This is a genomic window from Prevotella sp. Sow4_E9_plate, from assembly GCF_052116205.1.
In the GTDB taxonomy this organism is placed as follows: domain Bacteria; phylum Bacteroidota; class Bacteroidia; order Bacteroidales; family Bacteroidaceae; genus Prevotella.
In genome coordinates, this window is record NZ_JBQKLN010000001.1 from 121,674 (window position 1) to 142,920 (window position 21,247).

Sequence of the window (21,247 nt, forward strand, 5' to 3'; positions counted from 1 at the left end):
AAATAGGCATTTTTATCGAATACTGCAAGTTTTGCGGAGATTATTTGGCTTATTCTCCGCAAATTTGCGGAGAATAGACACAGAAAGATAGGAAAGAAAGGAACGGAATGAATTATGTGGCATAAATTAGGAACCCACAAAAAGAAGTGACTACCTTTTTAGTATATCAAGTAAAGAAGTGACTACTAAATCAGGAAAAGTCACGCTGTACATACCTGGAAAATAATCTGCGTATGAGAAATGTGCCCTGAAGCCTTGCCCAACTTTGCCCGAAGCCTTGGGCAAAGTTGCCCGACAACCTCGGTCACATTTGTTCATCGTTTCGGTCATGCTTACTCATGTACATGGGTATGGATGCTCATGTACATGAGTAAGCATGCTCATGAACGCGGGCAGATTTTTATAAGAATGATAGCATTCACTACGACTGAAGTTGCTTCAGCTGTTCTTCTGTTAATCCAGTTAACTGCACGATTTGAGACCAAGGCATACCCATTGCCATCATGTTACGGGCTACTTCCGCTTTACCTTCCGCTTTACCTTTAGCTATTCCTTTTTCTTCGCCTTCAACATAAGAGCCATAAAGACCGGAGTAGTAATCGTCAACAGCCTTAATACTTTCATCGTATTTTTCCTGTTCCTCACTACTCAAGCAACGAACATCTGCCAATTTAGCAAGATGATCGAATATCTTCTTCTGTGCCGTAAACGGCAATCTTTCCAATACTTCCATATACTTCAATACATAAATCCATTTTTCAAAACCTGTCTCGCATTCTTCCTCACTCTTATCAAAGAAGGGAAGAGAAAGATAGATGAAACGAAGCTTATCAGAAAACATAGAGTTGCTAGACTTTTCTCTTAAAGCCACGTCTGTCCTAAACTTTGTCACCTCGTGCCCCCTTGGCATAAAATTCATGATGCAAACCACATACACCGGCACAAACTGGTATAAAACAGGAGTGCGCTCACCTGCTTCATCAAACCTCTTGCGCTGGGCGACAAAAGCCTTACTAGCATAATAGATGGAACGATTCACAAAGAAGGGTACCCATCTGTTCTGCATCTCAACGATGAAATGCTTGCCATCGTCGGTTACACAATAGATATCAAAGATGCAGCCAGGGAGATCATTAGAATCTCCAAGCTGTTCCTTATCCTTGAATGTTACGTCCTTGATTTGAAACTCGCCTTCAAACAAGTCGTTCAAAAAATTAATCAGCAAGTCCTTGCTGAACTCTTGACCGAAGAGACGCTTGAAGCCCCAATCGGTAAAAGGGTTGATGTATCTACCCATAATTAATTATTTTAGATTCTATAAATCTGCTGCGAAGATACGCATTTTTATTGAATCTGCCAAGAAATTCCAGAATTTTCTTTCTAAAAGAGGGTAAGGAAAAGGTTAGGGGAAAAAAGTGAAGAACTGAGTCCACTAGAAAAAGTCCCCAATTATATTTTTTGTCTTTGTAACTTATTGACAATCAACAAACGTTTTAGATAGAATTGCTTCTCTAGTATGTTAGAAAAGCTTTTGTGTTCGTGCACGTGGCATTAGGTGGCAATAAGTGGCAATAAAAAATGCTCTTATTGCCACGCTTTATTTTCTGTAAATCAGATAGTTAATGTGCAGTGTGGCAAATGTGGCATTAATATGGAAAAAACTTTTTCATGTATATTGCGAAACTTATATTGTCTTTTAATATTATGGTAAGAAGTCGGATTCTTGCATTGTAAGAAAGAAGATGTTGATTGAAATTCTAGAAAAATGAATATAATATGTGAGAAAACATAAGAAAAAGGAACGTGCATGAATTCTTTTTTGTACTTTTGCATTTGAAATAAAATACAAGGCTTATGAAATCGAGATTCTTAACAAATTATACAGAGACAACCTTCCTGTCAACCATTCAGATGAACTTGCGTCGCTGCAAGGCATTTGATTTCTCGGTCAGCTTTATCAAGAAAGCCGGCTTGGTACTCCTGTCTAAAGATATCAAAGCAGCTGTAGAGCGTGGAGCCAAAGGAAGAATCATCACTTCTACCTATCAGAACTTCACGGATGTAGAATCCTTGAATTTTTTTATGAGCCTAACTCGATATCCCAATTTTGAATGCCATCTGGATGATGAATGCTTCCACGATGAGAAAAACTATTCTACCAATGGATTCCACTCCAAGGGCTATCTCTTCGAGATGGAAGATGGAATCGAGATGGTTGTTGGGTCATCTAATATCACTCGCTATGCTTTGTTGAAAAACATAGAGTGGGATTTGGTTGTAAACTGCGACCGTGATACCGAGGCTTATCTTGATGCAATGAATGAGTTTGAAAATCTTTGGAACCAGACTTATGAATTATCACAGGATAGAATCAAGGATTACTCTACAAAACTCAGTTTTGCTATAGAGCGTTGGGATATGGATTACGATATGGCGAATTCCGATATCAAGCCTAATTATATGCAGCGCAAAGCGCTTCGAGAATTGAATCGTTACCGTGCCATCGGACAGGAGAGGGCTTTGGTGATTTCTGCTACAGGTTCCGGAAAGACATATCTGGCAGCATTTGATGCGCTCAATTTCAACCCAGACAGATTACTCTATATTGTGCACGAGGGTTCTATCTTGAAGAAATCCTTAGAGACATTCCAAAAGGTATTTGGTGGCTCTAAAACTTGCGGCTTGTATAATGCGGAAGCAAAGGAAACAGAAGAAGATTTTCTGTTTTCTACCAATGTATCTATGTGCCGCTCACTCGAACTCTTTGATAAGAAGGAATTCGATTATATCATCATCGATGAGTGTCATCATGCTGTTGCGGACAGTTATCGGAAAATCATCGACTATTTTGAGCCAGAGTTCCTGTTGGGCTTGACAGCTACCGAGAACCGAATGGATAATCAGGATGTAGTAGAGATTTTCGGCAATAATATCCCATACGAGTTGCGGCTTCGTGATGCCATCATCAATGATCTGATTGTGCCATTCCATTATTTCGGCATTCGTGACGAACTGGTTGATTATGGCTTGACTGCTTCAGGAGAACGCCGTATGATATCACAGATTTCTACACCAGAGAACTGTGAGTTTATCCATCAACAGATAGAGAAACATCGTATGAAAGGACAGAAACTGAAAGCTCTGGCTTTCTGTAGAAACATCCAGCATGCTAGAATGATGGCTGATAATCTGGGTGATTATTATCATACAGCTTTCTTGAGTGGTAAGAACAAGACCGGTGAACGTATTCGTGCCTACAATGATTTGCAAGATGAAAACCGGGATTTGGAAATCCTGTTTGCTGTAGATATTCTGAACGAGGGTGTGGATATTCCTGGTGTCAACATGGTGCTTTTCCTGCGCCCAACGGAATCGAGTACCATCTTCTTACAGCAATTGGGTCGAGGACTTCGTAAGTATGCCAACAAGCCTTATGTTACGATACTCGATTTCATCGGCAACAGCTATAAGCGTAGCGTTCATATAGCCTTGGCACTTGGTAGTCTTTCCCGAAATTCCATCTTGGAAAAGAAACTTTTGAAGTTTATGGTAAGGAATGATTTCAAAAGTTTAGGTCTGGACAATTATGGTGTTGAGATACATATCGACGATCTTTCTAAAGAAGAAATCATTGACAAGATAGAGAGCGAGAATTTCAATCGCATCAACTATCTGAAGATGGATTATCAGAATTTCAAGGCATATTTGAAGACTCCGTCTTATCCATCGCACATGGATTATATGAATAGTGATTATGCTCCTAATCTCTTGAAATTCATGAAGATAAAGATTGGTTCCAAGAAAACCAATTCTTATTATGGCTTCTTGAAGGGCATAGAGGAAGAGGATTTGCCTGTATTCTCAGAAGAGCAGATTGCTTGCATCAACTATCTTTCAAGTCTTTTGCCTTTGGTAAGAGAACACGAGTATTTAGTAATCAGAAATTTACTGGAGGGAGAGACTTCTTTATCTCGCATAGAAGCCAATATCCAGGAGGAGATTCCTGGCTTCAGGCATGAGCAACTGGAGCACGCTTTGCGATTCCTGGAAGAGGGATTTGCTGTGAAGATAGAAGCGGATGAAGTGCATTTATGTGGCGAAAGAGAAGATGAATATGATGCGTATCTGCAAGATTTGCTCAACTATGGCTTGACGCAATATGAGGCAAGATATGCTGAAACGAAAGAAGATTTCCTGTTGTGGCAGGATTATCGTCAGGACCAGGTGCTCTTGAAAATACTGGAAAATCCGAAGCACAATCAGTATGGCACTTATTATAAAAATGGCAATATGTATATCTTTGCGGGTTTAAAGAAGGATGCCTCGCTGTATGAACATTTGAAGTATAATGACAAGTTCTTGTCGCCAGATGTTTTCCAGTGGGAAAGTATTGCCCGTATTTCTGCCAAGGATGAGGCTTTGCAGCGGGCAGCCAAAAGGGTATTGGTATTTGTGAGAAAGGTGAGTGCCGAGAATGGCATTACTCTGCCATATACTTATATTGGAACAGGGTATTTGGAGAATCCAAGAAAGGGTGCCACGACGAATGGTTCCATATTGTATGATATTCACATGGATAATCCGTTGCCGCAGGAATTGCAGGAGGATTTCCAATGGATGGAGTAAATGAAATTTTAAATAGGAGATAAGACAATGAAACATTATAATGTGGTTGCAGCCGTGGTTTGCCATGAAGGCAAGTTTCTCTCCATGCAGAAAGGCAAGACGAAGTTTGAATATACCAGCTATAAATGGGAGTTCCCTGGGGGCAAGATAGAACCAGGTGAAACTCCTCAACAGGCGTTGGCTCGTGAGCTGATGGAGGAGATGGAGTATCCGGTAGAAGTAGGAGAGAAGTTGGTGACCGTGAATCACGAATATCCCGATTTCTCGATAACTATGACAGCCTATCTATGTACTCCAAAAGCTGAGGTTGATGGGTTCAGGAGAAGGGAGCATGCTGATAGCAAGTGGTGCAGCAAAGAAGAACTGAAGGGGCTCGACTGGGCTGCAGCGGATGTTGGGGTAGTGGAAAGTATCTTATAATACGCTAGTCAATCTTGCCGTTAGTTGATAAGGCAAATTCCTCTAGATGAAATTTCTCCTTGGTAGCCTCTATTATCTCTTCTTTTTGCTTCTTATCAGAATTGTTTTTTTCGAGTGCTAGTATCAGATAATCATTGCCTTTTGATGGAGAGAAGATTTTGCCGATAAGCATTCTGAAATGCCTGTTGACGAATTCTTCTACTTGAGTACCTTCTTTCGGTGTAAGGCGATAGAACTCATATCTTTCATCCAGCATTTTCTGGATTTCATCCCGGAACATCTTGCGGACTCTGTTCTTCCAGGAAAATTTCTGGTGCTCATTATGACGGGCATACAGAGATACGACATAGAGGAAGTTTACATCGTAATGGAAGACTAGGAGGGTGTCTCGATCGAACAGGCGGTTATTGAAATGCTGGGTATTGAAGCACTTATGTTCCCTGTCGGTTGACGATACCTGGTCTGAGAAAGATAGATTCTCTGCCATCTTTGCGCTAATGAAGAAGTTCGGAATGATGTTGTATCCTTCCGTCAAATCATCACGGAGCTTTGGTACGTTGCCAAAGTTACGCTTGTCGTATTGGAGCTCTTCATCGTCCTTGTCGTCATTCATAAAGAGGTTCAGGTTCCACTGGATGATATTTCTGGCGTACGTAAACTGCTTATATACAGATTCTTTTCCGATGGCATGACCAAGCTTATAATATTTGCTATCACCGATGTAATAAACAGGCTCTGGATCTTTGCTTGTAATCAGGTTCTGGTAGGTGTACAAATGGTCTATGCGTTTGCCATCAGCCTGTTCTTTCAGACCAGCTGGGATGTTCTTTTCTCCCAGAAGTTCATCAATAATGGCTTCGAAAACGATATTGAAACTCTTAACCAGAAGATACTCTTTGCGTTCCTTCTGGGTGTTCATGCGCTTGGCGTTGTCAAAGAAGTCATAGCATAACTTCCAGAGATATAATGCTTTATCAGAAAAGTACTTGTATTTAATCTGGAGGAGTCTGGTCTTTCCTAGTCCATCTAGATAAGTCTTGAAACGATAACCTGTGATTAACTGGAAATTGCAGTTGATATGATTGGTGAAACCATATCTTTCGCTGATATAGTTCAGGATGGAAAAGAAAATAATCAGTAATTCTTCATCGAAGTTTATCTGTTTCTTCCTGTTAACAGGATTGGTATAAACAGGACTGTTTTTGCAGACAATGGCTCTTGTGGTGGATATGGTCTTAGACCAATGAATGCGGTTGTAACCGGAATGGATGTTCTTCAGGATGAAGAAGATGAAATCCTGGTTATGCTTGTTGAAGTCGATGAGAGCCAGCAGAATATCGAGGAATGTGTTGTTGATTTGTCTGTTACTTTTACCGAGGCACGCTATTTTCTGGTGATAGACAATGCCGTTTCTGGTGGTATTGTTGTAAACCTCGATGGTGCGGTAAATCCAGACAGAGAACTCATAGATGAAGTCTTTCTCCTGTTGAGAGAGTGGGTTGTTCTGGTTCAGGTTGACGATGTTTTCTGGGGCGTATTTGCCGAATACTTTTTCGCCCTCAGGTGTATCTTCGAGCAGTACCTTCGGCAAAATGAAGACGCAATCGTTGAGCTGGGTATTGTAGTAATACCCAACGTAGTTGATGCTGACGTTGCCATCAATGTCCTGCATGGCGTCAATGCCGTGCAGGACATCCCTGATCTGTTCTGCCTGATACTGATGTTCTTCTATGAGGATTCTCATAATATCTTTATTTTATTGTTTCTACAGTCCAGCCTTGTTCTTTTGCGAATTTGATAATCGAATCAATGTTTGTTATATTCCACCAATTGCTTACATAGAACTCGACTCCATCAGACGAATAGAATTTTCTATCTTTTTTATAAAAGCCATAGGCTCTTTTCTTGTAACTTTCTACAGAGTTTTCTATTTCTTGACGAGTGACGATTAATCCAATGAGTTTCAAGTCCTTTCCAAGCATAGTATCTGGGAAGGTTTCTTTGATTTCTGAATATTTCATCTCGTGATGTTCATTCAGATATTGTTTAATGATGGAAATACCTAATTCACCTTTGCCAAGCGGGTTAGAGCCATTTAATTTGTACTTTGTATTATCGTTGCCTTTAGTTTCGTTGTTGCTTGGGGCAGCATCAATATTTTCCTCTTCTTCTCCTTTTTCAGGGATGAAATCATCTACTCCCAAATTTTCCAGGAACAACTCAACATTAGCTATATCAACGCAGGTTGTGCCATTCTTATCCTTGTAGAATCGGTCGAAAGACAGAATCTTGCCCTCTTCATCCTGAAAGTCCTTATCATCGAAACCATAGTCCTTAAACACATCATTCCAGAGATAGAAGATAACCTTACTAACGAACAAGTCGGCATCAATTTCTCCATCTTTTGCCTTGCAGAAGAAATAGCCGAGTTTCTTGTCTTCAGAATTGGTAAGTGAACCAATCAGCTTATTAACCTTGCTGATAAATGACCACCAATCATATTGCTTATTACCCGTATTGATGTACCAGTTGAGTTTAGCATTGGTTTCTTTGTCACGACCTTCACGAATAGGCACATACTTCCAATCCCAGCGGCGCTTAAAGGCAGAGTCGATAGGGAAGAGGCTCTGGTCGCTGGTGTTCATTGTTGCCCAAATATAAAGATTGGAAGGCAGAACAAGTCGTTCTCCCCTCATGATGAGGCTTACCATATTGGCTTCGCCATAGAGCTGATTGATTTTGTCTTTATTCGTAATCTCCCATCCTTCAAATTCCTTTTCAAGATATTTCTGCATATCCTTGTCTGCTACGATAGGATAATCAGAAAAGCCATATTCGTTGCGATCAAGCAATTGGAATAGGTCACCAAAGATCTGGGCGCAATTACCTCTGTTTATTTCTTCGATAATAAGATATTGCTTTTTTGATGCCTTATTCTTAGTGAAAATATCTGGAGTATCGAGAAGTGCTGGGTGGATCCTATTATAGCTTTTGTCGCTCTTTTCACTCTTTTTGCTACCAAGTTTCTTCCACGCTTCAACATAGGCTTCGAGAAAAGCCTGAGGAATGAACTTATAGGCAATTCTGTCTTCCTTTACAACCTTTCCGGTTTCCTCATCAATAACCTTTTTGCCATTACAATCTCGGAGTACAACTTCTTCTGTAATAGGTTTATAAGTACCTACAAAAGAGGCGTAATCTGAGTCTGGATGGAATGTAGTTCGAATAACGTCTTCACTAAAGGTCAAATCCTTGATTGCCTTTGATTTACCTGTGCCTGGAGCACCATAGTAGATCTGTTGAAGTCCTGCCGCTTTAAGTAAAGAACTTTCTGTAGAAAAAGAATCTGTAGAGATACCCTTTCTTATAAGCTCGTTCTTTGGGTCAAGAACCATCTTTGCCATAGCTGTCAACGTTGCGCTGTAGCCATATTCAAATTTATCAATATTAGATAATTCTTTGAGTTCTACTCTGGCATCCTCAGCCTTTTTGTTGGGATTCTTTTTATAGTAGTCTATAAATTCTCCCAGTAATTGCTTGGATATGGTACGCATGCTAAAAGCACCTTTGCTTTCTAATTTTACCTGATAGCAAAGTCTGTCTTTGTCTGCAATTATAATGCGCCCGTCAGTAGATTGGTCGCCAACCATAAGTTTATCGTAATCTTCCATGTTGTTCTTTAATGATGTTTCGGCAAAAGTACGACTCTCGGGTGAAAGTTGTATTGCACATTATTGTTTTTCGTTGATAAGTTTGATGATGCTATTTAAAAAGTCATGAGCTGGTTGCTGCATATTCTCGACATCTGAATTACTTACATCATATTCGCAGTTATAATCAGCTTTCATTCTTAATTGTTCCATTCTGGAGAAAAATGCACCAAGTTCTTTGTCAATTTTACCTGTCTTAACGAAATTCATGCCAAATACGCCTAAAGTACCAGCATGAGTATGTGCCGAAAGCCCATAATGTATTAATAGTGCCTGAGCAGCATGGAAACAAGAATAGTAAAACCTATTAGCTGCCAAATCCCATAATCCCATAGAAAGCATTTGCTCTGCTTCTGCTATAAATCTTTTTGCTTTTTCCAGACGAAGTTCTACTAAAGAACTTCTTTCATCGTTTGTTAGCCCCATAATCTTACTCCTTCCTTTTCTACGTTTTTATAAAATGGTGTAATTTTATATTTCTGCCACTCCTTAGCGGAATACATTACAGGATTTATTTCTTTGCCTAAATCCCAACCTAGCTCGGTAAGAGGATAGGTAACATTGTCATAATCAGAAGGAAGAAGCTGTTCCTTGTCTAAGATAACAAGAATGTCCCAGTCGCTATCATCCCTTGCGGTACCTCTAGCTTGTGAGCCAAAAAGTATCGCTTTTCCGTATGGTGGCATATTCTTAGCCAGGCATTCACGGATAGCAGTCAATGTATGTTCTTGTTCCTTCTTCATATTGCAAAGATAAGATAAAAAGTTGAATTAGACAAGCAAAAGTCTTCTTTTTTATGAATTATTACATGATTTACAAGGTATATGGTAGAATGATTCCTGAACATTGTGGAATATTCTTCAGATTTTCATGTATTTGTTCTCTTCTAGTTTAAATGTTCAGATGAATCACTTCAATCCCCCTCTCTTTCAACTTCCTTGAGAAGGAAGGGATTGAGGTGGTGATGCTTTCTGATAATATCAACAGGGCAGCCCAGAAGGGCTTCAAGGTATGCTTTCAGACGGACTATCAGAAAAAACTCAGGGGCATTTCTACATAGATATCTACATCGCTGCCTCCTGTGTTCTCACTGCCACCAGTAGCAGAACCGCCACCGCTGGTTCCGTCATCGCCTTCCTCCGGAGTGGTTGGAGCATTGAGGCCAACGCTGGTTTTGCCTTCCTTCTTTGCCTGGTTGATGCGTGACTTTGCCTGGTTGATAGCCAGGAGATTTGCGTTCACGCTACGCATTATGATGCTGTAATTAATTATAGTCGTTTGTGTTAAAAGGTTCATTTTTCTCATCTCCCCGGAAGCCCCGTTTCCTGTCCTTTTCGGGGGCATCATTGATGAGTGGCGCCTGTCATCATTTATCTCCCGCCCCGGTCATCATAGATAACCGTTTTCAGGCATATAAGGCGTTTTCTTAGATTGCTGGTGCAAAGATACGAAGAATTTCGGTATCTGCCAAATTTTGGCATGTGATAAGAATCGATTTTCTGCAGCTTACGATTTGAAACTAAGTTAAAAAGACTAACTCTATGTTTTATGGGGCACATCTCTATGTTTTGCGGTATAGAAAACTATGTTTTGCGGTATAAATCATAATATTACAAAGTAATACCCGATTACGGGAAACGTGTTCAGTATTCAGTATTCAGTTTTTTTCGCTGTTGTTTTCACCCTCTCTATAGATAGTATATTATATATTATTATATATAATAATATATAATATAAAATAATTACTTACAGATTATAACCATAGGAAGGCTAACTATCGCGAAAAAAACTGAATACTGAATACTGAATACCCTCTTAGGCACCACATGCCCTGGGTTAGGAGCTTCTGGTCCTTCAGGGTGTGTGGGGCAAGGTATCTAAAGTACTGCTGCGCAGACCTTGCGAAACCAGTCGAGTTTCTTACTGCTCATTTCTGCTATGGATAAGTTCTCCTTGTTTACATCTTCTGGCTCAAATTCATAATTAATGGGCATTTATGCCGCAGACATTATCCAGCTGCTAGTATCTTTTTTAGTCAAGAATTAGAATTAGAGAACTTTTTTAGTTAATTTCTTGGAAGTTACGAAAGAAAAGTGTATCTTTGCAGCGAGAACATAAAATCGCAAAGATATGGCAAGATACATCAATCCATTCTCAGACTGGTCGTTCAAACGAATCTTCGGCCAGGAGTACAGCAAAGACTTGCTGATTGAGTTCTTGAACCAGTTGCTCCTGGGAGAGCAGCATATCACGGATGTGAAGTTTAAGGACAAGGAGATGTTGCCAGAAACAAAAGACCAGAGAGGTATCATCTACGACGTCTTTTGCGAAACTGACACAGGTGAGCACATTATCGTTGAAATGCAAAACAGGAGCCAGACCTATTTCATCGACCGGTCTCTCTACTATGCATCGAAGACGATAGTAGACCAAGGCATAAGAGGACAATGGGATTATCATCTCACACCCGTTTATGTTATCTGTTTCATGAACTTTGATGTAGATGAAAATACACCCAAGAAGTTCAGAACAGACGTTGTGCTGGCAGACAAGGATAGCGGAGAGGTTTACTCTAACAAGATCCGCTTAATCTATTTGGTAATGCCTCTTTTCAAGAAGAAAGAGGAAGAGTGTACTACGTTCTTAGATTGTTGGATTTATAATTTGAAGCATATGGAGACTTTGGAACAAATGCCTTTTGAGGCTCAGCATAAGATATTCAAGAGACTGGCAGAAATAGCCGACTCCAAGACTCTGACCAAAGAGGAACAGGAGAAATACGATAACAGCATGATGGTCATGTGGGACAATTATGCGGTATATAAGCATGCTGAGGAGAAAGGAATGAAAAAAGGTATAGAGAAAGGTATAGAGAAAGGTATAGAAAAAGGTATAGAAAAAGGAGAAAAAAAGAGAAATAAAGAGATTGCTTTGAACCTATTGACATACAATACTCCAATAGACGTCATTGCAAAATCCACCGGCTTATCTATCGAAGAGATCAAGAATTTGGAACAATATAATTAACAAGGCTTTCGCAAGTGGTTCAAGAGTTAGGAACCAATAATTTGAAATCGTCAACAGCCTGTTGACGATTTTGGGTTTTACAATGAATCTGAGAAAAGTTCCGCAAACTGCGGAATTTTTTCATATAGAGGAGCATATAGCTTGAAAAAACAGAAGTAAGAAGTCTTTGTAAATAAAGCGTATGCCAGATAGAATGACCATAGAACAGCGCCACAATAATATGGCGGCAATCAAGGGCAAGGATACCAAACCGGAGATTCTTGTCAGGAAGTTCCTGTGGGCTAGGGGATTCAGGTATCGGCTCAATCATCCACGGTTGCCGGGAAAGCCGGATATCGTGCTCAGGAAGTATCGTACCTGCATTCTAGTGAATGGGTGCTTCTGGCATGGACATGAAGGGTGCAAATATTATGTGGTGCCGAAATCGAACACAGAGTTCTGGATGGAGAAGATCAGGAGGAACCGGGAGAGGGACCATGAAGTGCTGCATCGGCTGGCTGAAATGGGATGGCATACCATCGTGATATGGGAATGCGAACTGAAGCCGGCTGTCAGGGAGAAGACCCTGGAATCCCTGGCCTTTACGCTAAACCATATCTTCCTGGAAGATCATCATATCAGGAGGTATGAATTGCCGGAAGAAAAGCCGGCAATGGTAGCGGAACCGGATCCAAGGCATCGTGATTAATAATGAAACATATCCAAGTGGTTGTCCGGACAAATTCAATTTGTCCGTGTTAAAAAAAATCCCCTGATGAAGTCCGGAATTGGAATCATCAGGGGATTTTTCTTTTTTATCTGATTTCTCTGTTGATTTCGCCTGCTTCGCTATAGCCTTCCAGCATCTTGGCGCTGGTGATAGGTTTGCGGGAACAGTAGTCGAAATCTACCTTCTTGAAGCCTTGGCTTGAGCGCCAGCGGATGGTGAGCTTCACCGTCTTGCCGTTGGTATCTGGCAGGGCATCGTTGAGATTGAAGGCTACCAGGGCATCACGCCAGTAATTCTGTGGGTCACCGTTTACGTTGTGACGAAGCTCTACCTCGTATGGATTCTCTGGGTTTACACCGGTAAGGAGATTGATGTAATGTGTACTCATGCCACCCCAAAGAGCACGGAAGCGGAGGGTGAGATAGCCATCCTCGGCTACGGTTACCCAATCGCGGACGATATCTACGATGTTGTTGCCGTATTTCTCGCTGTTTTCTGCATCAGAAGCGAGTGATGGTACCGGTTTCTTGGTCAGGATGCTGTCTATCCAGTTGACATGCACTACCTGATTGTACTGGTCGCTCTTCTCATTGGTTGAAGAGTAGTTGACGAGTGCACGTACCTCCTTGCCGCCGAAAACGGTAGACTTGAGGTTCTGGGCGAGCAGGGTGGTGTTGTCATCGAGCTGCAGGTAGCAGGCGTCGCCATTCTGCTTGACTGTGACCAGGGCATTTGGTAATACCTGGCTCCAATCGGTATCGTCATCGTCATTGCATGACTGGAAGGTGAAGGCTGACAGCAGCATGGCTACAGCCAATCCGATTTTCTTAAAATTAATTTTTCTCATACTTATTGTTCCTTTCTTGTTTTATTTATCTTTTCTGATGATAAAATGAGAAGTGAACGGAAATCTTGCTTCTGATTTAGAAAAAGATTGTTAAAAGTAATAGGGTTACCGATTGTTGCAGTATAGTAGACAGTGGCTCTTTACGGAAAAAGATTCTTTTGCGTTAAAAAACTTGCATTATTTCTTGCTTTGTATTACTTTTTTTTATATATTTGCAATCGAAAGTAATTCTAAGAGCAAATAGAAGAAAAGTAATAACCTTTTAATATTTAAGCGTATGAAGCGACTGATACAATTTCAATTCATGCTTGTTTTGTTGCTCGTTAGTGGACTGGCAACTATTCAAGCTAAGCGAATCAGCCAATGGCAGGCTCAACAGCAAGCCTACAGTTTCTGGGGAAAGCAGATGCCTATGAAGGCAAAGGCTAAGAGCAGAGTGGTCTCTACAGCATCTCTCTCTACTCTGGGAAATGATTCCTACTATGTTTTTAATAATGATGCCGGTGGATTTGTCATCATTGCCGGCGATGATGCGGTGGCACCTGTTTTGGGTTATACCTCAACGGGGGCGTTTGATGCTAACAACTTGCCTGAGGGTTTGAAGGATTTGCTGAAGAGCTATGAGCAGCAGATTGCTGCATTGGGTAAAAACTATAAGGCAAATACTACTTCGACAAGAGCCGAATTTACTGGAGAAAAACTGCTGAATACGGCGAAATGGAACCAGGGGGCTCCATTCAACAAGTATACTCCGAATAATTATGTAACGGGATGTGTGGCTACAGCGGGTGCTATTGTGATGAAACATCATGGCTATCCTGCAAAGGGCGTTGGGTCTCATTCCTATACCTGGAATGGTCAGAACCTTACCGCAAGTTTTGAGCATGATTATGACTGGGCTAATATGCCTGTCAGGTATACTGGTGATAATGATGCGGCATTTGATGGTGTTGCCAGACTGATGTCTGACCTGGGTATTGCTGTGAATATGCAATATGCCAATGGAGGAAGTGCATCTGCTTTGGAAGACCTGGTAACTGCTCTGAAAAAGTATTTCGGTTACAGTAAGTATGCCAGACATCTGAAAATAGAGGATTTGGGTGCTGAAGCCTGGAACGGCAGATTGCGTGCTGAGATTGATGCCAACCGTCCAGTTCTGTATGCAGCCTCTGATGCCAATGTAGGAGGTCACTCCTTTGTGATTGATGGCTATAAGGATGAAAGCTTCAGTGTAAACTGGGGTTGGGGTGGATATTGTGATGGATTCTATCGCATCGGTGCCCTCAATCCTGAAGTTGACGGAACGCCTCAGGGAGACCAGTACAATTCATCTCAAGCAGCCGTATTTGCGCTTCAGCCTTCTGACGGTAAGGAAGTCCTTTCTAATCTGGGATTCATCAAGGTTGATGGTTGGCTGGAAACGTTAAATATGGATGTTACTGATGTAAAGGCTGGTAAAGATCTGACTCTCTATCTTTTACCGGTTCAGTGTCAGGGGGAGAATTCGTATACCGGAAAAATAGCAATAGCTTTGAAAAATGCCAAGGGAGAAACCCGTGAAGTCTTTGCTGAAACCGAAATAAAAGAATTGAAATCTGGATATTATTTCTATGAACTATTGTTAAACGGTGCTTGTTCAGTGGATGCTCAAGAAGGTGACTACTTGACAGTCGTATCTAAGGAAGATGGTACTGACGCATATGTTGAAATCTATGGACCAGATATGACGGAAGTACATGTGCCTGCTACAGGATTCCTGCCACGTACATTCGAAGTGAAGGTAGAATTGGGTGAAGGAGCTGAGTTTGTAGAGGCTTCAAGCTCATATAATTTGAAAACCTGGTTTTATAATGGCAAACCATTGCAGGGCTGTCCTTATTATTTCAATGTAAAGATAGATGAGGGTATAGCTAAGAGTTTTATAGAATTGGATGGCAAGAGTGTTCCTACTGTATCATTTACTAATGGGGTTACATTCTATGCTATATCTCCAGGTCTAAAACCGGTTTATAATCTTGTGGTTAAAACATATCGCAATTATGAGGAAAAGACAGTTGAGGTAAATTTGTCTGCACCGGGACAGCTGAAGGCAGAGTTGGAAAGTAAGAATCTTGATTATTATGTATATACCAATATAAAGGTAAACGGTGAGATAGACAAGCGAGACTTTGACGAATTGAACAGTCATCCATTTAATAGCATCGACTTGAGTGATGCCAAAGTTGTTGCCTATGATAGCTATGACGCCAATATGATTCCGGATGGCGCTTTCTGGAAGAATGCCAATCTGAAGCACTTCAAGATGCCGGCAGGTGTGAATACTCTTGGTTTTAATGCATTTAGAGAAACTGGATTGGTAGAAATTGACCTGCCTGAAACCATACAGGAATTCGGATTGAATACGTTTTGGGGATGCTATTCTTTGGCAGATGTGTATATGCGTCATAAGGAGGCTCCTTCTTGGATAAGCTGGTGCGTATTCTATAACAAAGGTGACAAGGTAAGTCGTACGTTGCATCTTTATCCTGGAAGTAAGGAAAAGTATGAGGCTTATCAGTATACCCAAAACTGGATAGTCAACTTTGACAATATCGTAGAAGACCTGGTAGTAACAGGTATCAATTCTGCTACTTTGGATAATAAGACAAGGAAGTCTGCATTGTATGACCTCAACGGTCGCAGAATACCAAATGTTCCATCTAAGGGCATTTATATCCAGAATGGAAAGAAGATGATTAGAAAATAATCATTTGCTGACGATAAATCAATTAAACAATAGAAAAGTCCCCTGGTGCCGCAAAGCATCAGGGGACTTTTTTTATCACTACTCACTTTTAAAAGTAATAGGTGCAGCCGATTGTAGCGGCACGGTTGCCAAAGTGCTGACTGGCAATATCATGGAATCTGCCTTCCAGGGTAAGGTACTTGCCGATATTCTTGTAGACTCCTACTTCCGCATAGAGATTGGCAGGGGTATAGGCAGGAGTAGCAGTATGACGGTAAGTACACCAGATGAGATTAGAGGTGAGACGCCAGCCATCTGCCAGGGTAAGCTGAGGAGCCAACTTGAAGACGGCAAAATTGTGATAGCTTGTATCTCTTAATGATGTCTCTTCCACTGGTGTTTCTGCCCGCTCCCAGAAGTAGTTGAAGCCAGCGGTAAGGCGAAGGATGCCGGTATGCCAGAAGGCGGTGGTTCCGATGCCTAATGTGTTGTCGTGGTTGTTGTCTATCAGATGCTGGTGAATGTTCTTCACCGAGGTGCTGACCACGAGATTCGGCTTGCTGTAGGTATACTTCAACTCCATAACATTGGCAAGACTATTCCTGATATCGGTGGTATAGGTTGGCTTCCATGCGCCCTCCATATCTCCCGCAGTCACAAAGTCGCCAAATTCCGGATTGAAGATGCGGCGGCAGAAGGTGCCTTGCAGGGTATGACCCGGAGTGAAGGTATAGTATGTACTGAATGAGTAGATGTGGTTGTGGGTGGTATGCTTCCAGTTGCTGACAGAACTGATCTGTTTAGGGCGGAAATTGATGATGCGGTATCGCTCACCAGCCATGAATCCCCACTTGCCGATATTGTAATCCAGCTGGACATAGAAATCCTCGTAGTTGGAATGGTTGATGTAATCAGCAATGCAATTCTTCTCGATAGACAAACCGCCCTCAAAACCTGCCGTAATCCAAAGGTCTTTGGTGAAGACCGGAGTGGCATATTCTACCACCGCAAACGGATAGGTGGAGTGGTTCTGATAAGGGAAGGTTTGGCTTTCTTCCTGGGTTCTGCCATTGTCGCTGATATGTTCTGCACCCAAGGTGAAGAGGATGCTGGAACCATTCTCGCCTAGTGTCCGCGTATAGTCTGCCTGCAGATGATAGGCACGTACATATTCGGCTGGTGAATGGGTGAAATGATTGCGGGTGTAGGTCTGCATCGCATCCACTTCGAGTACGTCTTTGCTGGTTGGAGTCCAGAGAACATTGAGCTTGGCTCCCTCATGCGAGTAATGGTTGATGGTATTGGAACTCTGATTCTGATAAGCATCCTTATCGCTATTGGAGGTGCGTTGGAAGTTGCCTTCTACGTGGCTGAGGATGCGCAGGTCATCCTGCTGGCTCAGAACGCTGACGATTCCCTTGCCACCGCCGTAGGTATCACCAAAGAGTCCCGCTCTTCCGCTCACACCGTTTTCGCCCTTGCGGAGAGTGATGTCGATTACTTTCTTCAGACTGCTGCAGCCCTTCATCACTTCTGCATTCTGGCAAACTTTGATGCTTTCAATCTCACGAGCCTTGAAATGGTGGAGCAGGGTGGCATAATCGAGTCCGTATTCCTGATTGTCGATACGGATGACGAACTTTCCATATTGGTTGGCAAAGGGATCACCGCCGATGATGTTGTTGCCATCGAGGCTGATTACCTCAGGACACATCATCAGAACATCGAGGAGAGATTCTTCACCGGTAAGTTCCATTTCTGAAACATGCATGATGTATCTGTCGCCAATATGTTCTATCGGGGCCGCGGTCATCTGGGGCAATGTAATGCCGAGAAAACCAGCCAGACACATCAGACGGGTATTTTTAAGAAGACTGTTTAATATCATATATAATAACCATTTAAGTTTTTTCGACTTGCAAAGATAGAGCAAAAATAGGAAATAGTGAAATTTTTCCCTAACTTTATGGTTCTTATCATGAAAAAATCAAGAAAACAGCAGTGTAATCAGAGGAATGGTGATGATGCTGCCCAGGGTGGTGATGAAAGTCATCTCAGTGATGAGCGATGGATTGCGACCGTATTTCAGGCAGAACATGGTGCCGAAGCTGGCTACAGGCATCGCTATGACTACCGTATTGATATTGTTTACCAAATCGTTGACGCCACACGCCTTGAACAGGAAGTAGATGCTCAGTGGAACCACTGCTAGGCGGAGAACAGAAGAAATGTATACCTTCGGACTTCCGATAATCTCTCTGGCTGGAAGCTTTGCCATGGAAGAACCGATAATCATAAGGGCTGCTGGAACCGTAACGTTTCCTACCATCGTCACAGGGCGGGCAATGATGTCGGGGGTATGGATGCCGAAAGCTACCAGAAGGGCGGCAAGGAAAGCTGCCAGCAAGGCTGGACTCACCAATACCTTAGGATTGAACTGCTTGATGCTGTATTCACCCTTGATGAGCATCACACCTGCCGTAAAGATAAAGAAGGTGTTGGGCATATTGAGCAAGGCTGCATAAAAGATGGCCTTCGGACCGAAGATGCTCGATACGATAGGGTATCCGATAAAGCCCACGTTGGCAAACATCAAGGCGAAGCCTATCATGCCCTGGTCGTCATGGTTCTTGGTGATGAGGCGTGGAACCCAGAAGCCAAATACCAATAATAATATATAGGTAAGGAAACCAACTCCTAAAAGTGGGAGGATGAGCGTGCGGTCGGGCAACTCATCCCCCATTACCGATGACAGCACCAGCAGTGGACAGGTTATGTCCACTACGATGCTGGATAGTTTCTTGTCAAATTTGTCGCCCATATAGCCTAACTTGCAGGCGACATAGCCTAAAATTACGATGATGAACAATACCACCATCACTTCTAAATTCTGCATTATCCTGAAAATCTATACCTTAATTTATCTAAAATCTCTTTAATCTATGAATCTCTTGGTGATGTCTCCATAGTTTTCTATACGGCGGTCGCGGAGGAATGGCCACCAACGGCGTACATCCTCACTGTGCTTGAGGTCGATGTCAACAACCAGACTTTCTTCCTCCTGATCGCTTGCACGGTAATGGAGTTCGCCCTGAGAACCTGCAACAAAGCTGCTGCCCCAGAACTGGATGCCTCCAGTCTGTTCGCTAGGATCAGGTTCAAAGCCTACTCGGTTTACGGCGACAACAGGCAGACCATTGGCTACCGCATGACCACGCATCACGGTGGTCCAGGCTTCGCGCTGTCGTTGCTGCTCTTCCGGTGTATCATAGGTTGCATAACCAATGGCAGTAGGATAGATGAGCATTTCTGCTCCCTGCAATGCCATGAGTCGGGCTGCTTCCGGATACCACTGGTCCCAGCAAACCAAAACACCCAGTTTGCCTACTGAAGTCTGGATAGGACGGAAACCGAGGTCGCCAGGGGTGAAGTAGAACTTTTCGTAATAGGCAGGATCGTCTGGGATATGCATCTTGCGATATTTGCCTGCGATACTGCCATCTTTTTCTATGACGACAGCTGTGTTGTGATAAAGTCCTGGGGCTCTGCGTTCAAAGAGTGAGGTTACGATAACCACACCGAGATCTTTCGCCAGTTTGCCATAGAATTCTGTTGACGGACCAGGGATTGGCTCTGCGAGATTGAAGAGCTCAACATCTTCTACCTGACAAAAGTAGAGGGAATTGTGAAGCTCTTGAAGAACGATGAGCTCCGCACCGCGGTGGGCAAGGTCGATAATGCCCTCAGCGAGGCGGGTTTTGTTGTTGGCTATATCTGCCGTATTATGTTGTTGTAAAATACCGAGTTTCATTTACTTTTTTTGCTTTATTTACTTTGAACTTCTTTACTTTGGACTTTAGATTTCGAACATCTAACTTTATGCCCAACCCTTTATGTCTGCCACTGGGCAGCCTCCGGATAATCATTTCTATCTCCTTTCAGGGCTCCTTCTGGCAATTGCATGGTGAGGCAGTGGATGCTGCCATGCTGGCGAATGATGGTTCGGGAATCTACACCGATGATGTCTCTGTCTGGGAAGGCAAGTTGAATCTGCTTGCGTGCCTCCTCGTCCTTCGCTGGCTGATTATAGGTTGGATATATCACAGCCTTGTTCAGAATCAGGAAGTTGGCATAAGTGGCAGGCAGGCGGTCGCCCTTGCTGTCTTTGTCTGTAGTCAGGCGGTCACCCTCATCAAAGATTGGGTCTGGCATCGGGAGCTTGAGCAGTCGATACGGGTATCCTTCCCAGGTGAAAAGCGACTGAAGCTGCTTTTCAAGTGCCTGGAAGTCTTCATATTGCTCATCTTCCGGGTCATCACACCCTACATATAATAAGGTGTCGTGAGGAGCCACTCTGACGATGGTATCAATGTGACCATCTGTATCATCACCGATGAGATTGCCATGATCCAGCCATACCACTCTCTTGAGATGGAAGAAAGTCTTGAGCAGATGATCGATGCTGTCATGGTCGAGCGGCTGGTTGCGATGAGGAGCCAGCAGACACTGTGAGGTGGTAAAGAGAGTGCCTTTACCGTCACTTTCTATGCTGCCACCTTCCAGTACAAACCCCTGATGGTTTTCCATGTCGGCATTGAAGGCTGCCATATAGTATAGCTTCAGATTGATGGCATTGTCTTTTTCCCATCTGAACTTCTCGCCCCAACCGTTGAATTTGAAGTCGAGCATACGGATTGGCACCATCCATGTGTTTTGCTTTTTCCGCAAAACCATCGTGATAGGGCCGTGGTCACGTGCCCAGGTATCATTACTCTCTACCTCGTAGAGATGTATACGGTTCATTTGCTCCTGATTCAGATGGTTTTCCAGCAGGAGCTGGATACCAGTCACGTCGGGTGTAGCTACAAGCAGATGCTCATAGCGGGTAATAATGTCTGCCAATTCCAGATAAGTCTGGCTTATCTCTGGCAGGTAGGGCTTCCAATCGGTGCCCGCATGTGGCCATGTCAGCATGATGGCACTTTGTGGCTCCCATTCTGCTGGGAGTGCGAAATCGCAAGGCAATGTGGATTGATACATAAACTGTATTTTTTAGTCAAATTCCAAGCTCGGCTTTTTGGGCTCGGCTTTTTATCTGTTTTTTTTGTTATTTCTAATATGTTTGCAAAATTAATAAAAAATCTACAACTTCCGAGTATTTTTGTGGAATATTTTATGCAAAA

16 protein-coding genes are annotated in these 21,247 nt (G+C 42.6%); 5 read left to right on the plus strand and 11 right to left on the minus strand.

The genetic code is table 11. The features are described 5' to 3' along the window. Positions 1–421: 421 nt before the first annotated feature. Entirely contained in the window at positions 422–1,297 is an 876-nt protein-coding gene (locus ACTQ53_RS00455; RefSeq protein WP_441931635.1) for an Rpn family recombination-promoting nuclease/putative transposase, read from the minus strand. Positions 1,298–1,854: 557 nt separating this feature from the next. On the opposite strand from ACTQ53_RS00455, the gene ACTQ53_RS00460 reads away from it, so the two are divergent. Together ACTQ53_RS00460 and ACTQ53_RS00465 are read left to right on the plus strand one after the other, a co-directional pair. After that, a complete protein-coding gene (locus tag ACTQ53_RS00460; protein ID WP_441931636.1) occupies positions 1,855–4,626 on the plus strand; it encodes a DUF3427 domain-containing protein in 2,772 nt (923 codons plus the stop codon). Between the two features lie 27 nt (positions 4,627–4,653). Then, positions 4,654–5,046, plus strand: a complete 393-nt coding sequence (locus tag ACTQ53_RS00465) for a (deoxy)nucleoside triphosphate pyrophosphohydrolase (RefSeq protein ID WP_441931637.1) — start codon at positions 4,654–4,656, stop codon at positions 5,044–5,046. 4 nt (positions 5,047–5,050) lie between these two features. On the opposite strand, the gene ACTQ53_RS00470 is transcribed toward ACTQ53_RS00465, so the two are convergent. The 5 genes from ACTQ53_RS00470 to ACTQ53_RS00490 form a co-directional block, all read right to left on the minus strand. Beyond that, positions 5,051–6,790 carry an LlaJI family restriction endonuclease gene (locus ACTQ53_RS00470; protein ID WP_441931638.1) on the minus strand — a complete coding sequence of 580 codons (1,740 nt, stop codon included), beginning with the start codon at positions 6,788–6,790 and terminating at the stop codon, positions 5,051–5,053. A 7-nt stretch (positions 6,791–6,797) separates the two neighbouring features. Next, a complete protein-coding gene (locus ACTQ53_RS00475; RefSeq protein WP_441931639.1) occupies positions 6,798–8,717 on the minus strand; it encodes a DUF4268 domain-containing protein in 1,920 nt (639 codons plus the stop codon). A gap of 60 nt (positions 8,718–8,777) precedes the next feature. Next, the gene (locus tag ACTQ53_RS00480) at positions 8,778–9,182 is read right to left on the minus strand and encodes a HEPN domain-containing protein (protein WP_295347465.1); all 405 of its coding nucleotides are present in this window, start codon (positions 9,180–9,182) and stop codon (positions 8,778–8,780) included. Then, the gene (locus ACTQ53_RS00485) at positions 9,173–9,499 is read right to left on the minus strand and encodes a nucleotidyltransferase domain-containing protein (protein WP_295347463.1); all 327 of its coding nucleotides are present in this window, start codon (positions 9,497–9,499) and stop codon (positions 9,173–9,175) included. The genes ACTQ53_RS00480 and ACTQ53_RS00485 overlap by 10 nt, the downstream gene beginning before the upstream one ends. A gap of 286 nt (positions 9,500–9,785) precedes the next feature. Beyond that, entirely contained in the window at positions 9,786–10,052 is a 267-nt protein-coding gene (locus ACTQ53_RS00490) for a hypothetical protein (RefSeq protein ID WP_441931640.1), read from the minus strand. Between the two features lie 834 nt (positions 10,053–10,886). Between ACTQ53_RS00490 and ACTQ53_RS00495 the strand changes: the two genes are divergently transcribed. Beyond that, positions 10,887–11,783, plus strand: a complete 897-nt coding sequence (locus tag ACTQ53_RS00495; protein WP_294970087.1) for an Rpn family recombination-promoting nuclease/putative transposase — start codon at positions 10,887–10,889, stop codon at positions 11,781–11,783. A 181-nt stretch (positions 11,784–11,964) separates the two neighbouring features. After that, positions 11,965–12,471 carry a very short patch repair endonuclease gene (locus ACTQ53_RS00500; protein WP_294970090.1) on the plus strand — a complete coding sequence of 169 codons (507 nt, stop codon included), beginning with the start codon at positions 11,965–11,967 and terminating at the stop codon, positions 12,469–12,471. 106 nt (positions 12,472–12,577) lie between these two features. Here ACTQ53_RS00500 and ACTQ53_RS00505 read toward each other — a convergent pair whose 3' ends face one another. Then, positions 12,578–13,339, minus strand: a complete 762-nt coding sequence (locus ACTQ53_RS00505) for a NigD1/NigD2 family lipoprotein (RefSeq protein WP_294970093.1) — start codon at positions 13,337–13,339, stop codon at positions 12,578–12,580. 277 nt (positions 13,340–13,616) lie between these two features. Here ACTQ53_RS00505 and ACTQ53_RS00510 point away from each other — a divergent pair, with 277 nt between their 5' ends. Beyond that, positions 13,617–16,085 carry a C10 family peptidase gene (locus tag ACTQ53_RS00510; RefSeq protein ID WP_441931641.1) on the plus strand — a complete coding sequence of 823 codons (2,469 nt, stop codon included), beginning with the start codon at positions 13,617–13,619 and terminating at the stop codon, positions 16,083–16,085. 88 nt (positions 16,086–16,173) lie between these two features. Here the strand turns inward: ACTQ53_RS00510 and ACTQ53_RS00515 are convergent, their stop codons facing one another. From ACTQ53_RS00515 to ACTQ53_RS00530, 4 genes are all read right to left on the minus strand, one after another. After that, a complete protein-coding gene (locus ACTQ53_RS00515) occupies positions 16,174–17,952 on the minus strand; it encodes a hypothetical protein (RefSeq protein WP_441931642.1) in 1,779 nt (592 codons plus the stop codon). A 99-nt stretch (positions 17,953–18,051) separates the two neighbouring features. Continuing rightward, complete coding sequence (locus ACTQ53_RS00520; protein ID WP_441931644.1) at positions 18,052–18,960, minus strand: AEC family transporter; 909 nt, start codon at positions 18,958–18,960, stop codon at positions 18,052–18,054. A gap of 39 nt (positions 18,961–18,999) precedes the next feature. Then, positions 19,000–19,875 (minus strand): carbon-nitrogen hydrolase, encoded by an 876-nt coding sequence (locus ACTQ53_RS00525; RefSeq protein WP_441931646.1) that lies wholly within the window; start codon positions 19,873–19,875, stop codon positions 19,000–19,002. Positions 19,876–19,955: 80 nt separating this feature from the next. Next, the gene (locus ACTQ53_RS00530; RefSeq protein ID WP_294970105.1) at positions 19,956–21,104 is read right to left on the minus strand and encodes an agmatine deiminase family protein; all 1,149 of its coding nucleotides are present in this window, start codon (positions 21,102–21,104) and stop codon (positions 19,956–19,958) included. Positions 21,105–21,247 lie beyond the last annotated feature (143 nt).

Coding starts and splice junctions, on each gene's coding strand:
- ACTQ53_RS00455 (WP_441931635.1), bottom strand. CDS start 1,297: ATGGGTAGATACATCAACCCTTTTACCGATTGGGGCTTCAAGCGTCTC.
- ACTQ53_RS00460 (WP_441931636.1), top strand. CDS start 1,855: ATGAAATCGAGATTCTTAACAAATTATACAGAGACAACCTTCCTGTCA.
- ACTQ53_RS00465 (WP_441931637.1), top strand. CDS start 4,654: ATGAAACATTATAATGTGGTTGCAGCCGTGGTTTGCCATGAAGGCAAG.
- ACTQ53_RS00470 (WP_441931638.1), bottom strand. CDS start 6,790: ATGAGAATCCTCATAGAAGAACATCAGTATCAGGCAGAACAGATCAGG.
- ACTQ53_RS00475 (WP_441931639.1), bottom strand. CDS start 8,717: ATGGAAGATTACGATAAACTTATGGTTGGCGACCAATCTACTGACGGG.
- ACTQ53_RS00480 (WP_295347465.1), bottom strand. CDS start 9,182: ATGGGGCTAACAAACGATGAAAGAAGTTCTTTAGTAGAACTTCGTCTG.
- ACTQ53_RS00485 (WP_295347463.1), bottom strand. CDS start 9,499: ATGAAGAAGGAACAAGAACATACATTGACTGCTATCCGTGAATGCCTG.
- ACTQ53_RS00490 (WP_441931640.1), bottom strand. CDS start 10,052: ATGAACCTTTTAACACAAACGACTATAATTAATTACAGCATCATAATG.
- ACTQ53_RS00495 (WP_294970087.1), top strand. CDS start 10,887: ATGGCAAGATACATCAATCCATTCTCAGACTGGTCGTTCAAACGAATC.
- ACTQ53_RS00500 (WP_294970090.1), top strand. CDS start 11,965: ATGCCAGATAGAATGACCATAGAACAGCGCCACAATAATATGGCGGCA.
- ACTQ53_RS00505 (WP_294970093.1), bottom strand. CDS start 13,339: ATGAGAAAAATTAATTTTAAGAAAATCGGATTGGCTGTAGCCATGCTG.
- ACTQ53_RS00510 (WP_441931641.1), top strand. CDS start 13,617: ATGAAGCGACTGATACAATTTCAATTCATGCTTGTTTTGTTGCTCGTT.
- ACTQ53_RS00515 (WP_441931642.1), bottom strand. CDS start 17,952: ATGATATTAAACAGTCTTCTTAAAAATACCCGTCTGATGTGTCTGGCT.
- ACTQ53_RS00520 (WP_441931644.1), bottom strand. CDS start 18,960: ATGCAGAATTTAGAAGTGATGGTGGTATTGTTCATCATCGTAATTTTA.
- ACTQ53_RS00525 (WP_441931646.1), bottom strand. CDS start 19,875: ATGAAACTCGGTATTTTACAACAACATAATACGGCAGATATAGCCAAC.
- ACTQ53_RS00530 (WP_294970105.1), bottom strand. CDS start 21,104: ATGTATCAATCCACATTGCCTTGCGATTTCGCACTCCCAGCAGAATGG.